We start from the raw sequence: 14,293 nt of genomic DNA on the forward strand, positions 1-14,293 counted from the left end.
AGGTGCAATCCTGTTATCTTTTCAAACTCACATTTTACATAGCACAATGGCATTAACCAACGAATTCATAAAAGGAAAGCTTACTGAAAAATTTGGTGAAGGCGTCTACAGTTTTGAAGAGCCCTATGAAATGCTCACTTTTGAATCTCACAAAGACGATAACCTTAAAGTGCTGCAGTTCCTGTTTGATGATGAGGATCTGAAATTTCAATTTCTAACCGATATATGTGCAGTTCATTACCCGGATAAAAAAGGGAGCGAACTTGCTGTTGTGTATCATTTGCATAACCTGGTTGATAATGTACGCATAAGATTTAAAGTATTTACCGGTATAGAGCAACCGGACGTTTTTTCAGCAACTGCCCTGTATCAATCTGCCAACTGGATGGAGAGGGAAACCTATGATTTTTATGGGATAAACTTTGTTGGCCACCCCAACCTGAAAAGGATACTGAATGTGGATGAAATGGATTATTTCCCGATGCGCAAAGAATTTCCTTTGGAAGACCAGACCAGGATTGATAAAGACGATGAGATGTTTGGAAGAGGTGGCAGTATTTGGTAATAAGTGAATGATGATAAAATTTGTGGTATTGCCTGTTGAGTAAAGTACAGAACGTACAAGTGAGTGACACAACAGGAGCCGATTAAAGAAAAGAACGCTGGCTACATAAAATAGATGTTCCAAATGTCTGATGTAAAACATATAAAACTGCCGGATGGCTCGATAGAGAAGCAAACTACCACGCTTAACCTTGGGCCAACGCATCCTGCTACACATGGAGTGTTTCAGAATATTGTAGAGATGGATGGGGAACGTATTGTTTCGTCCGAGCAAACTGTCGGTTATATTCACCGCGCTTTTGAAAAGATTGCAGAACGCAGGCCCTTATACCAGATTACACCGCTTACAGACAGGTTGAATTATTGCTCAAGCCCCATCAACAACATGGGTTGGCACCTTACCTGCGAAAAATTGCTGAAAGTAAAAACGCCCAAGCGTGTGGATTATATGCGTGTGATTATTATGGAGCTTGCACGCATTGCCGACCACCTTATTTGTAATTCGGTGGTAGGTGTGGACTCCGGCGCTTTGAGTGTATTCTTGTATGTGATGCAGTATCGTGAGCTGATCTATGAAATTTATGAAGAGATATGCGGCTCACGTTTAACAACCAATATTGGCCGCATCGGCGGTTTTGAGAGAAATTTCACCAATACAGCGTGGACTAAGCTGGATAAGTTTCTTGCTGAATATCCCGGCGTTCTTAAGGAATTTGAAAACCTGTTAACACGCAACAGGATATTTATGGAGCGCACCATCGGCGCAGGCCCAATAAGTGCAGAAAGGGCTTTAAATTATGGCTTTACTGGCCCCAACCTGCGTGCAGCCGGTGTGGATTATGATGTTCGTGTACATTCTCCCTATAGCAGTTACGAAGATTTTGATTTTACAGTTCCGGTGGGAACTACAGGAGATTGCTACGACAGGTTCCTGGTGCGCAACCAGGAAATGTGGCAGTCACTAAGTATTATTGAACAGGCCAAGCAAAAGTTGGAGCAGTTTAAAGGCGCCGAGGCTGAAGTATACCATGCGGATATACCTGAGTACTATCTTCCTGAAAAGAAAGATGTATATACCAAGATGGAAGCCTTGATATGGCACTTTAAAATTATAATGGGCGAAACAGCTATGCCTGCCGGTGAAGTATATCAATCTGTGGAAGGGGGCAACGGGGAGCTTGGGTTTTATTTAATAAGCGATGGTGGGCGTTCACCTTATCGCCTGCATTTCCGCAGACCTTGTTTTATCTATTACCAGGCTTATGCTGAGATTACCAAAGGCGCCATGCTAAGCGATGCGATTATTACATTAAGTAGTTTGAATTTGATAGCCGGAGAGATGGATGCATAATGGAAAGGCAAAGAAAAATACAAGCTGTTGTCACAAGAACTTCTTTTAAGGAAGCAGAAGAAGCGGATGATATTTTTTGGGCAAATGCTACAGAAGAAGAAAGATTAAGAGAACTAATAAGTTTGCGCATGATGGTATTCGGGAGCAAGAATGTAAAGCAACGCATTCAAAAAGTTGTTACGAAACGCAGCTTGTATGAAGAAGAAACTGATTAATCTGGAAGAGGATTTTTTGGATTTTATTAAGCTATGCAATAAGTATGATGTCCGATATCTTTTGATTGGTGGTTATGCAGTTAGTATACATGGTTATCCTCGTACGACGAAAGATATGGATGTTTGTATTGAAATGAGTGATGAGAACGCTGTTAAAATGGTTAAAGTAATTGATGATTTTGGTTTTGCATCACTCAAACTAACAAAAGCTGATTTTTTAAAAGAGCATGGCATAACTCAGTTAGGCTATACTCCCTTAAGAATCGACATAATCAATGATTTGGATGGAGTTAGCTTTGATAAAGCCTGGGAAAATAAAAAGGTGGTGAATATGCTAAATATCGCTGTCAATTTTATCGGTTACCATGAGCTTTTGGTGGTAAAAGAAAAAGCAGGCAGACAGCAGGATATTGCTGATGTAAAAAAATTGAAAAACAGGAATAAGCCCAAATAAAAAATGAGTGTTCAGTTTAACGAAAAACAATTAACAGAGTTCAACAGGCTGGTAGCCCGCTACCCGGAAGGAAAGCAGAAAAGCGCTTTGTTGCCGGTATTGCACCTGGCACAGGAAAGCTTTGGCGGCTGGCTAAGTGCTGAAAGTATGGACTATGTAGCTGAGTTATTAAGGATAGAACCGATTGAAGTTTATGAAGTGGCTACTTTTTACAGTATGTACAACCTGCAGCCTGTAGGCAAATACTTGTTCGAGGTTTGTCAAACTGGCCCCTGCATGTTGCGTGGCAGCGATGACATCATCGCCTACATTGGTGAGAAACTGAATATCAAGCCAGGTCAAACAACAGAAGATGGCATGTTTACTTTAAAAACGGTAGAATGCCTGGGCGCATGTGGCTATGCACCTATGATGCAACTGGGCAAGCATTACCGTGAGCACTTAACCAAAGAAAAAGTGGATGCGATTATTGAAGAGTGCAGGAACAATGCGGCTGTGAATAACTAAGCAAACTGATAAACCTTGCTATATGAAACTGAATCCCTACTTGATTTTTAATGGAAACGCTGAAGAAGTGCTGAATTTTTACAAAACAGCATTGGGTGGAGAAATAGTAATGTTGAGCAGGTACGGTGACAGCCCCATGCCAACGGATGAAGATTATAAAAACAAGATAATGCATTCGAGGCTGGTTTTTGATGGAAACCTGGTAATGATATCAGACGGCATGAAAGGGCAACCGATGCCGATAGGTGGAAATGTGCAGTTAAGTGTAGAGGTGGAAAGTATTGAAAGAATAAATGAAGTTTTTGAAAAAATGAGTGAGGGAGGGACCGTGAGTATGGAATTGCAGGATACTTTCTGGGGTGCAAGGTTCGGCATGCTGATAGACAAATTTGGCGTTAGCTGGATGTTTAATCATGAGTTGAAACCGGCAACTTCCCAGGCATAATAATGAAGAAGCTAAATAAAAGAATCAAACATAAAAATCCCCCTTTAGGGGACAGGGGTTAATATGGCAGTAAAACTATTATTAGAAAACGCACATGTAGAAGGCATTCGTTACTACGAAGCGTACCGCAGAACCGGCGGCTACCGTAGTGTGGAGAAGGCATTGAAGATGACACCCGAAGCCATTGTGGAAGAAGTGAAGAAGAGCGGCCTGCGTGGCCGTGGTGGCGCGGGCTTTCCGGCTGGTATGAAGTGGAGTTTTATCGCCAAGCCGGAAGGTGTTCCCCGTCACCTGGTTTGTAATGCAGATGAAAGCGAGCCCGGTACTTTTAAAGACAGGTACCTTATGGAGTTTTTGCCGCACCTGCTTATCGAGGGTTTAATTGTTTCTTCTTTTGCCTTAGGCAGCAACGCCACTTACATATACATCCGTGGCGAATACGCCTGGATACCGGATATACTTGAACATGCTATTGATGAAGCCAAAGCCAATGGATGGCTGGGCAAAAATATCCTGGGCACCGGCTTTGATTGTGAGATTTATGTACAGCGTGGCGCCGGCGCTTATATCTGTGGTGAAGAAACCGCTTTGATAGAATCCCTGGAAGGCAAGCGCGGTAACCCCCGCATCAAGCCCCCTTTCCCGGCGGTTAAAGGCGTGTGGGACAGGCCTACCGTGGTTAATAACGTAGAAACACTCGCTGCTGTAGTGCCCATTATCAATATGGGCGGCGATGAGTACGCCAAAATTGGCGTTGGCCGCTCAACAGGTACCAAGCTCATTTCGGCCTGTGGTAATATCAACAAGCCCGGTGTTTACGAGATAGACATGACCATTTCTGTGGAAGAATTTATCTACAGCGATGAATATTGTGGCGGTATTCCCAACGGAAAAAAACTAAAAGCATGTATTCCCGGCGGTTCTTCCGTGCCTATTCTTCCCGCTAACCTGTTACTGAAAACGGCCAAAGGCGAAACCCGTTACATGAACTATGAAAGTCTTAGCGATGGTGGTTTTGCAACAGGCAGCATGATGGGTAGCGGTGGCTTTATTGTGCTGGATGAAGACCAGTGTGTGGTGCGCAATACCCTAACGCTGGCAAGGTTTTACCGCCACGAAAGCTGCGGCCAATGTTCACCGTGCCGCGAAGGAACCGGCTGGATGGAAAAAATCCTCAAGAACATCGAATACGGCAAAGGCAAAATGAGCGATATAGATTTGTTGTGGGATATACAGCGCAAGATAGAAGGCAATACCATTTGTCCGTTGGGCGATGCGGCTGCCTGGCCGGTGGCCGCGGCCATCAGGCATTTCAGGGATGAGTTTGAGTGGCATGTGCTAAACCCTGAAGAAAGCCAGAGACGGAATTATGGCCTGGCGCATTACGCAGACGCAAGGGAGATAGTAGCGGCGTAAATAGCTTCGCTATTTATGACGATTTTTTTCCCGGCGATATTGCTACTATAAGGCTTTACTTGCGTCGCACTCTTGTACGGTTATAACATTACTCAGCAAGGTGCAGCAGGTTTATAAAATAATAACAGGTTAAGTTCAACATCATTAAACATACGCGGAGCAATGGCAGAAGGAGCACCATTATTCAAAGTAACCATAGACAACATTACGGTAGAGGTTCCTGCCGGAACCACTATCTTAAATGCTGCCCGTAAAATCGGCGGCGATGTGGCGCCTCCTGCTATGTGCTATTATAGCAAGTTGCAGGGCAGTGGCGGTAAATGCCGTACCTGTTTGGTAGAAGTAAGCAAGGGTTCTGAAAAAGACCCCCGCCCAATGCCCAAGCTGGTGGCAAGCTGCAGAACTACGGTAATGGATGGCATGGAAGTAAAAAACATCACCAGCCCTAAAGTTTTGGACGCAAGGGCCGGTGTGGTGGAATTTTTGTTGCTCAATCATCCCCTGGATTGCCCCATCTGCGACCAGGCCGGCGAATGCCACCTGCAGGATTTAAGCTATGAACACGGCAAAGCCGGTACCCGCTACGAATTCCAGCGCCGCACCTTCCACAAACACGACCTGGGTGAGTACATCCAACTGCACATGACACGGTGTATCCTTTGCTATCGTTGCGTGTTTACGGCAGACCAACTTACTGCTAAAAGAGAACATGGCGTATTAGACCGTGGCGACCATGCGCAGATTGCTACATTTATAGAAAAGAATTTACAGAACGACTTTATTGGCAACGTAATTGACGTTTGTCCGGTTGGCGCTCTAACCGATAAAACCTTCCGCTTTAAAAACCGTGTGTGGTTTACCAAACCGGTAGATGCGCACCGCGATTGCCCAAAATGCAGCGGCGAAGTACAACTGTGGATGCGTGGAGATGAGGTATTTCGCATAACAGCAAGAAAAGATGAATGGGGCGAGATAAAAGATACCACACAAGGTAAGCCCGGCTGGATTTGTAACGAATGCCGCTTTGAAAAAAAACAGGTAAGCGACTGGGTAATTGAAGGGCCAAGTAAAGTAAACAGGCAATCTGTTATTTCTGCCAATCATTATGTAGGTGTTCAAAAACCTGGAGAGACTTTTGAAAATGTAATGGACGGCCGGCAGCCGAGGTTGTTTATGGACATACATAGTGTAAGCGAAGTAAATAAGCCGGAGATACAATTAAGTTTAATTGAAGGCCCGGCGCATTCGGATGATTTTGAAGTAAACAATAAAGATTAATACTTTCTTATAATGACTCTACTTGCTTTTGACTGGCTTTACCTTGTTGAGAAACTGGTTTTGATTGCGGTAATCATATCGGCTTCTTTGCTTATAGCTATGTATGCCACCTATTTTGAACGTAAAGTAGCGGCCTGGATGCAGGACAGGATAGGTCCTGACCGTGCAGGCCCGTTTGGAATACTTCAGCCATTGGCTGATGGTGGAAAATTGTTTTTCAAGGAGGAGATTATTCCTAATGCCGCTAATAAATGGTTGTTTATCCTTGGCCCTTGTATGGCAATGCTTACAGCCATGATGACCAGCGCGGTGATACCCTGGGGCAGCAAAATAGACTTAGGTGGAAGAGAAATTGCGCTGCAGATTGCAGACGTTAACATAGGAATGCTGTACATTTTCGGTGTAGTTAGCTTTGGTGTATACGGGATTATGATTGGTGGCTGGTCATCCAATAACAAATTTTCACTGATGGCCGCGTTGCGTGGCGCATCCCAGGTAATCAGTTATGAACTGGCGATGGGGCTTTCCCTGATTGCATTATTGATGTTAACAGGTTCTTTGAGCCTTAAAACTATTGTAGAGCAGCAAATGTCACACGGTAATTTATGGAATATAGCTTACCAGCCATTGGGCTTTTTTATATTTTTTGTGTGCGCTTTGGCCGAGTGTAACCGTGCTCCTTTCGACTTACCGGAAGCCGAAAGTGAGCTAAACATGGGTTACCACCAGGAATATTCTTCCATGAAGCTGGGCTTTTACCTGTTCGCAGAGTACATCAACATGTTTATCAGCAGCGCTATTATGGCTACGCTGTTCTTTGGCGGTTACGATGTGCCTTTCCTGGATGAAAGCACATTAAACCCCAACATTGCAGCTCTGATAGGTATTGCAGCTCTGCTGGCAAAAACGTTCTTTTTCATATTTGTGTTTATGTGGATACGCTGGACTTTGCCACGTTTTCGCTATGACCAATTGATGGATATAGGCTGGAAGAAACTGATACCGCTGGCGTTGGTGAATATGGTTATAACTGCTGTGGTAGTATTGTTGCGTCAAGGGTAGGAGAGTGAAACACTACGCTTAAACGTCGCCCAAAGAACCGAACGATGAACGGATTGCGACGCAACGAAGATGCCATGGAAAACAATAGCCGGTATCAAAGTTTTTGGGCGATTTTAAAATTGGACGGTATAACCAATAAAAATACTTTTGCGGGATAAGTGAAGAGGGATTTTATTACTGAACTTATAAATATTGCGGGATAACAGTATGCAGTCATTAACAAACAGAGCAAAACCGGTTGACAGAAGGCCCATGAACTTCATGGAGCGTATGTACCTGCCTGCAGTGCTCAAGGGCATGTCTATTACTTTCAGCCACATGTTTAAGAAAGCGCCTACCGTAAGATATCCTGACGAAACAAGGCCCTTTAGCCCGGTATTCCGTGGCCTGCATGTACTTAACAGGGATGAAGAAGGCCGTGAACGCTGCACCGCCTGCGGGCTTTGTGCTGTTGCCTGCCCTGCAGAAGCCATTACCATGGAAGCGGCAGAACGCAAACAAGGCGAAGAGAACCTGTACCGTGAGGAGAAATATGCTGCGAAATACGAGATAAATATGCTGCGCTGTATTTTTTGCGGATTGTGCGAAGAGGCTTGCCCCAAAGATGCCATTTACCTTAGTGAAACATTTGCGCCTTCTAATTTTGCGAGAAAAGGTTTCATCTATGGCAAGAAAGATTTATTAATACCGGATCCAAAAACTGAAGCGGCAGATTTAGCAAAAGCAAAAGGGACTAACTAAGTAATCATTGAGATAATGGGCTGACAAGCCAATGTGCCTGTAAAACTGCGGCACTAATTGGCAACATTGGCAAATCAGCAAACTGGCTAATTAATTATGGGTACTACTCAAATACTATTCTGGTTTCTAACTGCCCTGGCGCTGCTTGGCGCTATCATGGTGCTGGTAAGTAAAAATCCTGTCCACAGCGTACTCTGGCTAATCGTGGTGTTCTTTGCCATTTCCGGACATTATATTTTGCTCAATGCGCAATTTCTCGCCATTGTTAACCTGATTGTTTATGCAGGGGCAATTATGGTACTCTTCCTGTTTGTGATAATGCTCATGAACCTAAATGCCGAAACCGAGCCGCAAAAGAGCATCTGGATGAAGTTTTTTGGAGTGGCTACCGGTGGCCTGCTGCTTTCTTTCTTCATTTCGTTTATCGTTTCATCTATTGATTTAAAAAATAAAACCGCACAACTTAAAGAAGGTGATGTTGGCCTTATTAAAAACCTGGGTAAAGTGCTGTTTAGCGATTATGTGATACCGTTTGAAATTGCCAGCATCTTGTTCTTAAGTGCTATGGTGGGCGCTGTTGTTATCGGTAAAAAAGATTAGGCTCTTTCTTTCATCAGAAGAGCATTGTAATACATTTAAAATATTTTCAGGCTATGCCTATTCAATATTATATAGCACTGGCTTCGGCTTTATTTTGTATTGGCGTGGTGGGGGTGCTCACCCGCAGAAACGCCATCATCGTGTTTATGTGTATAGAGTTAATGCTTAACGCCGTAAACCTGTTGCTGGTTGCTTTTTCAAAAATGCATTATGCAAAAGCCGCTGCAGCCGGTGCTGTTACCACTGCCGGTACGGAAGGGCAGTTGTTTGTATTCTTTATAATGGTGGTGGCAGCGGCGGAAGTAAGTGTGGGCTTGGCAATCATTGTAATGATGTACCGCAATGTTCACTCTGTGGATGTAAACTTTTTAAACAGGCTTAAAAATTAGGATTGCCGCTTAAGCATGTTAACCCATGCTTCCGGCGCTATACCAACTGATATATGAATAAACTGGTTTACCTGGTACCATTGTTTCCGTTAGCTGGTTTTTTGATTAACGGGCTTTTACGAAAATCATTGTCAAAAGGCATTATCGGCTTTATTGGCAGCGCGGCCATCTTAGCATCTTTCGTGGTAAGCCTGGTATTATTTTTCCAGGTAAAAGGCAGCGGCGCGGCCATACCTGTAGAGCCACTTTTCACTTTCATTAATGCGGATACTTTTAAAATAGATTTCGCTTTCCAGGTTGACCAACTTTCTTCCCTCTTTCTGTTGATTATAACCGGTGTAGGTTTCCTGATACATGTTTATTCAGCAGCTTACATGCACGAAGAACCCGAACAACATGTCGGCCGCTATTTCGCTTACCTCAACCTTTTCGTGTTTTCCATGCTGTTGCTTGTTATGGGGGCCAACTATGTAATTATGTTCATCGGTTGGGAGGGCGTGGGCCTCTGTTCTTACCTGCTCATCGGTTACTGGTTTAAAAACAACGATTACAACTACGCTGCCAAGAAGGCCTTCATCATGAACCGCATTGGCGACCTTGGCTTCCTGCTGGCAGTTTTCTGGTTGTTATCAAAACTGGGAACGGTTTCTTTTAACGAAGTTTTTCCGCAAGTATCACGGTTAACGCCCACTGATATTACAGGTATAACAGTTTTACTTTTTGTAGGCGCTATGGGTAAAAGTGCCCAGATACCTTTGTACACCTGGTTGCCCGACGCTATGGCCGGCCCCACGCCGGTATCTGCCTTGATACATGCCGCCACCATGGTTACCGCCGGTATCTATATGGTTGCCCGAAGCAATGCGTTGTACTCGCTCAGCGAAGTGGCGCAGCACCTGGTTGCCATTGTGGGTATCGCCACGGCTTTATTATCTGCTACCATTGCCATCAAGCAAAACGATATTAAAAAAGTGCTGGCCTACTCTACCGTAAGCCAGTTGGGTTACATGTTCCTGGGCCTGGGTGTGGGCGCTTATACCGGCGCTGTGTTTCATGTAATGACGCATGCCTTCTTCAAAGCGCTCTTGTTCCTCGGCGCTGGTTCCGTTATTCATGCCATGCACCACGAGCAGGATATCCGCAACATGGGCGGGCTCAAAAAACACCTGCCTGCTACGCACTGGACTTTCCTCCTGGCCTGTATAGCTATCTCCGGTATCCCTCCGTTCAGCGGTTTCTTTTCCAAAGACGAAATTCTTGCCGCGGCGTATGCACACAGCCCTGTTTACTGGGTGCTGGGTGTAATCGGCGCTGCTATGACGGCTTTCTACATGTTCCGGTTGTATGCTACCACCTTCCTGGGGCAGTTTCGCGGCACGCATGAGCAGGAACACCACCTGCACGAAAGTCCCAAAGCCATGACTATCCCTTTGATAATACTTGCGGTATTAAGTGTTATCGGCGGTATGGTGGGCGTACCTGAAGTGCTGGGTGGCCATCATGAACTGCATGCTTTCCTGGCGCCGGTACTTACTACTGAAACTCATCACGAAATCAGTCATTCTACCGAGTACGCTCTCATGGGTATATCAGTAGCTGTTGCCGCTGTTGCCATATTTATTGCAGTTAGCAAATACAGCAAAAAGCCCGAGCTGGGCGAGCCTGCCGGTTTTGGCAAAGTGCTGGCTGATAAATGGTATATAGATGAATTGTATAACAATATTATAGTTAAGCCGTTGGGCGCACTGGCCGGTGTGTTAAAGAACGTGGTGGAAAAATCAGGCATAGATGGTGCGGTAAATGGCGTTGGCCGTTTTGTAAAGTATTCTGCACGCCAGTTAAGGTTATTGCAGAGTGGCCAGGTGGGCGGTTACATTTTGTTTATGGTGTTGTCTATCGTGGTACTGTTTCTTTTGTTTTGGAATCAGGCCATGATTACCCAGTTCCTGAATAAAATATTTTAGGGCGCCTGCCGAAGGCACCGGGCTTTCCGCTGCTACTCCGGCACAGTAGCTAACGCACAGGACCCTCACCGGGGTATCCGCTGCAATCCCTGGCGCGGGGGTGACGCAACGTAACAGGCACATACAGGGGCTTTGCTGAATAGAGAACAAAACCCTTCGTTTGCTCAGGGCAGGCTACTACAGCAATTGATGAATCGAATTGCCGCAGTACAAGAGTGCGACGCAACGATGCCACATAGTAATTGTGCTGCCGGGCTCATAAAAAAGTTCATTGTAAAAGGAAAATAATCAATCAGTTAACAAAGACCCTTTGTATGGGCGCTGGTTACACTATTGAATAAATATTTTTTCACAGGTTCTTAAACTCCTTGACAGTTTAAGAGCACAACAACACTCCTTAAGGGGACGGGGGCTTATGATACCTCTTTTATTAATAGTTGTTCCATTTGTAGCGGGAATAATCGCTTTTTTTATCAAAGCTGGCAACGCTGTTAAAGGCTGGAGCCTTGTGGCGGCTATTGCTTCGCTGGCTGTTGCACTGGCCGGTGTGTACAGCAAAGGCGCTGTTAATTACAACGCCACCTGGTTACCAACGCTCGGCAGCAGTTTCAGCCTAACCCTGGATGGCATGAGCAAGATGCTGGCTTTGTTAACCGCTATTGCTTTTCCCCTGGTGTTTGCCGCAACCTGGAAGAACGAATATGCTAAACCCAACAGTTTTTACGGTTTAATGCTGCTGATGCAGGCTGGCCTTACCGGCGTATTCCTGGCATCAGATTTATTGTTGTTCTATTTCTTTTGGGAATTGGCCCTGATACCCGCTTATTTTCTTTGCAGCAAGTGGGGAGGTGAGAAACGTATACAGGTTACTTTTAAATTCTTTATCTACACATTCATTGGCTCGTTGCTAATGCTGGTTGGCATACTGTACCTGTATTTTCATACGGCGGGCAGTTCTTTTGCCTTGCAGGATATTTATAACGTAAAACTTGCAGCGGGGCCTCAAAATTTTGTTTTCTGGTTGTTCTTTATAGCGTTCGCCATAAAAATGCCCATTTTTCCTTTTCATACCTGGCAACCGGATACTTACGAGCAGTCACCTACAGCCGTAACGATGATATTGAGCGGTGTAATGGTAAAGATGGGCATATTCGCGGTTATCCGCTGGCTGGTGCCGGTATTTCCGGAAGCGGTGGGCAAGTTTGATAACCTTATTATTATATTGTCCGTTATCGGCATGCTGTACGCATCGCTTATTGCCATCAGGCAGGATGATGTAAAACGCCTGGTTGCTTATTCCTCCATTGCGCATATCGGCCTGATGTGTGCCGCCATTTTCGCTGACCAAAAAGTTGGCCTGCAGGGTGTAATGGTGCAGATGTTCAATCACGGTGTTAATGTAATAGGCTTATGGATTGTGGCGGATGCCATTGAACAGCAATTGGGCACACGAAAATTCAGCGAATTGGGCGGGCTTGCACAAAAGGCCCCAGGGTTAGCTATTCTGCTGGTAATAATGGCGCTGGCCAATGTAGCCCTGCCGCTTACCAACGCGTTTGTGGGAGAGTTCCTGATGTTTAATGGACTGTTCAGGTACAATGCATGGATGGCGGCTATCGCAGGTATCAGCATTATACTGGCGGCGGTTTACACTTTAAACATGGTTCAGCGGATATTTTATGGTAACACCACGCCGCTTACAGAAAATGCCAGGGATGCAGATGGTAATGTAAAACTGGTACTCGCCATTTTAACAGTTGTAATACTTGTTTTTGGTGTGTACCCCGAGCCAATTTTGAAACTGACCAATGATACTGTTGAGATAGTGCTTGCGAAACTGAAGTAAGCGTTTGGTAATTTAAAGAATAGCTTTAGCGAAATATGAATGCGATTATTATTGCCGCCATAAGCGGTGTTATTATGATGTTCAGCAGCGTATTTATTAACAATAAAGGCGCTTACCGGCATATTGCAGCGGTTTTGCTGCTGGTATTGCTGGGTGCTAACATTGCGGATACGTACGGGCATCACTTTTTTCATATTGACGTTAAGGGCATGCTGCGCTTTGACAGGTTTGGCTTTCTGTTTAACAGCATCGCCATTGCTGCCACATTCATTTATGTGGTACTTACCGGCCGCAGTATGGAAAAAATTGGAAAATATACGGCTGAATACTTTGTGCTGATATTTTTTGTGCTGTGTGGTATATGTGTTTTGGGATGCTATAATAACCTGCTAATGCTGTTTTTGGGTATAGAAATCATGTCTATACCATTGTACATACTTACCGGTGCGGATAAACGCAATTTAAAAGGTAACGAAGCTGCATTGAAGTACTTTTTGATGGGCTCTTTTTCTACCGGCCTTATGCTGATGGGTATTACGCTTATTTATGGCGCAACGGGTAGTTTTGCTTTAAACGGCATACAATTGTCCAAAGCAATGGGTGGAACGTCGCCTGCTGCAGGTGGCCCCTTCCTCCTGGAATCTGTCGGCTTGATTTTGATGCTTGTTTCCATAGGGTTTAAGGTTTCCGCGGCGCCTTTTCATTTCTGGACGCCGGACGTTTACGATGGCGCCCCCAGTGTGTTTACATCTTTTATGGCAACCATTGTAAAGGCGGCTGGCTTTATAGCTTTCATTAAACTGTTCGATGCCCGGGCAGGTGGCAGCAGTGTAGATGTGAATGCTTACACTGGTGTTGACTGGAAGATGCTGTTCGCTTTTATCATTGTAGCTACTTTGCTGGTGGGTAATATAACTGCTGTCTTTCAGCAAAGCGTAAAGCGTATGTTGGCTTATTCCAGTATTGCCCAGGCTGGTTTTATGCTGTTTGCCTTGTTTAGTCTAAACGATCTGGCGAAAGAAGGCCTCATTCTTTATGCAGCCGCGTATAGCCTGGCTACCATTGGCATATTTGCCATATTGGTAAAAATGAAAGATTACACGTTTGAAGGCTACAATGGTTTGGGCAAAACCCAGCCTGTTCTGGCTGCTGCCAATACTATATTTCTATTGTCGCTGGCGGGCATACCTTTAACAGCCGGCTTTTTTGCCAAGTATTACATGCTGGCTTCCGTTGTTAAAACCGGCTCTTATTTGTGGCTGGTAATTGTGGGGGTACTATTTGCTGCGGTTAGCGTGTACTATTACTTCCGGGTTATACAGGCCATGTATTTTAAAGATGGTGAATCCGAAACGGAGGAAGTTTCCACCGGATTTAAAACCGGGTTGGTGATACTTGCTGCGATTATTGTATTGTTTGGCGTATTGCCCCAGTCGCTGCTTAACTGGTTTTATTTTTAAT

At 44.8% G+C, this 14,293-nt stretch carries 15 protein-coding genes; all 15 read left to right on the top strand.

Annotated elements, in window-relative coordinates:
- Nucleotides 1–46: 46 nt before the first annotated feature.
- The 15 genes from F0364_RS28040 to F0364_RS28110 all read left to right on the top strand — a co-directional run bounded on the left by F0364_RS28040 (nt 47) and on the right by F0364_RS28110 (nt 14,292).
- Entirely contained in the window at nt 47–565 is a 519-nt protein-coding gene (locus tag F0364_RS28040; RefSeq protein WP_153801140.1) for an NADH-quinone oxidoreductase subunit C, read from the top strand.
- A gap of 123 nt (nt 566–688) precedes the next feature.
- Nucleotides 689–1,915, top strand: coding sequence for an NADH-quinone oxidoreductase subunit D (locus F0364_RS28045; protein WP_153801141.1), 1,227 nt, complete (start codon nt 689–691; stop codon nt 1,913–1,915).
- Entirely contained in the window at nt 1,915–2,130 is a 216-nt protein-coding gene (locus F0364_RS28050) for a hypothetical protein (RefSeq protein WP_153801142.1), read from the top strand. The genes F0364_RS28045 and F0364_RS28050 overlap by 1 nt, the downstream gene beginning before the upstream one ends.
- The gene (locus F0364_RS28055; RefSeq protein WP_207632924.1) at nt 2,111–2,584 is read left to right on the top strand and encodes a hypothetical protein; all 474 of its coding nucleotides are present in this window, start codon (nt 2,111–2,113) and stop codon (nt 2,582–2,584) included. Before F0364_RS28050 ends, F0364_RS28055 begins: the two co-directional genes overlap by 20 nt.
- A 3-nt stretch (nt 2,585–2,587) precedes the next feature.
- Entirely contained in the window at nt 2,588–3,091 is a 504-nt protein-coding gene (locus F0364_RS28060) for an NADH-quinone oxidoreductase subunit NuoE family protein (protein WP_153801143.1), read from the top strand.
- 22 nt (nt 3,092–3,113) lie between these two features.
- Entirely contained in the window at nt 3,114–3,536 is a 423-nt protein-coding gene (locus tag F0364_RS28065; protein WP_153801144.1) for a VOC family protein, read from the top strand.
- A 63-nt stretch (nt 3,537–3,599) separates the two neighbouring features.
- Nucleotides 3,600–4,952, top strand: a complete 1,353-nt coding sequence (gene nuoF / locus F0364_RS28070) for an NADH-quinone oxidoreductase subunit NuoF (protein ID WP_153801145.1) — start codon at nt 3,600–3,602, stop codon at nt 4,950–4,952.
- 162 nt (nt 4,953–5,114) lie between these two features.
- Nucleotides 5,115–6,230, top strand: a complete 1,116-nt coding sequence (locus F0364_RS28075) for an NADH-quinone oxidoreductase subunit G (RefSeq protein WP_153801146.1) — start codon at nt 5,115–5,117, stop codon at nt 6,228–6,230.
- Between the two features lie 12 nt (nt 6,231–6,242).
- Nucleotides 6,243–7,292, top strand: coding sequence for an NADH-quinone oxidoreductase subunit NuoH (gene nuoH / locus F0364_RS28080; protein WP_153801147.1), 1,050 nt, complete (start codon nt 6,243–6,245; stop codon nt 7,290–7,292).
- Between the two features lie 207 nt (nt 7,293–7,499).
- Nucleotides 7,500–8,033, top strand: coding sequence for an NADH-quinone oxidoreductase subunit NuoI (gene nuoI, locus F0364_RS28085; RefSeq protein ID WP_153801148.1), 534 nt, complete (start codon nt 7,500–7,502; stop codon nt 8,031–8,033).
- Between the two features lie 96 nt (nt 8,034–8,129).
- Nucleotides 8,130–8,633: an NADH-quinone oxidoreductase subunit J family protein gene (locus F0364_RS28090; protein WP_153801149.1), complete on the top strand. Its 504-nt coding sequence runs from the start codon at nt 8,130–8,132 to the stop codon at nt 8,631–8,633.
- 53 nt (nt 8,634–8,686) lie between these two features.
- Entirely contained in the window at nt 8,687–9,022 is a 336-nt protein-coding gene (gene nuoK, locus F0364_RS28095) for an NADH-quinone oxidoreductase subunit NuoK (RefSeq protein WP_153801150.1), read from the top strand.
- A gap of 53 nt (nt 9,023–9,075) precedes the next feature.
- Complete coding sequence (gene nuoL / locus F0364_RS28100; protein ID WP_153801151.1) at nt 9,076–10,986, top strand: NADH-quinone oxidoreductase subunit L; 1,911 nt, start codon at nt 9,076–9,078, stop codon at nt 10,984–10,986.
- 415 nt (nt 10,987–11,401) lie between these two features.
- Nucleotides 11,402–12,832 carry a complex I subunit 4 family protein gene (locus F0364_RS28105; protein ID WP_153801152.1) on the top strand — a complete coding sequence of 477 codons (1,431 nt, stop codon included), beginning with the start codon at nt 11,402–11,404 and terminating at the stop codon, nt 12,830–12,832.
- A gap of 35 nt (nt 12,833–12,867) precedes the next feature.
- Nucleotides 12,868–14,292, top strand: coding sequence for an NADH-quinone oxidoreductase subunit N (locus F0364_RS28110; protein WP_153801153.1), 1,425 nt, complete (start codon nt 12,868–12,870; stop codon nt 14,290–14,292).
- Nucleotide 14,293: the final 1 nt, after the last annotated feature.

Source organism: Foetidibacter luteolus (genome assembly GCF_009650435.1).
Classification (GTDB): domain Bacteria; phylum Bacteroidota; class Bacteroidia; order Chitinophagales; family Chitinophagaceae; genus Foetidibacter; species Foetidibacter luteolus.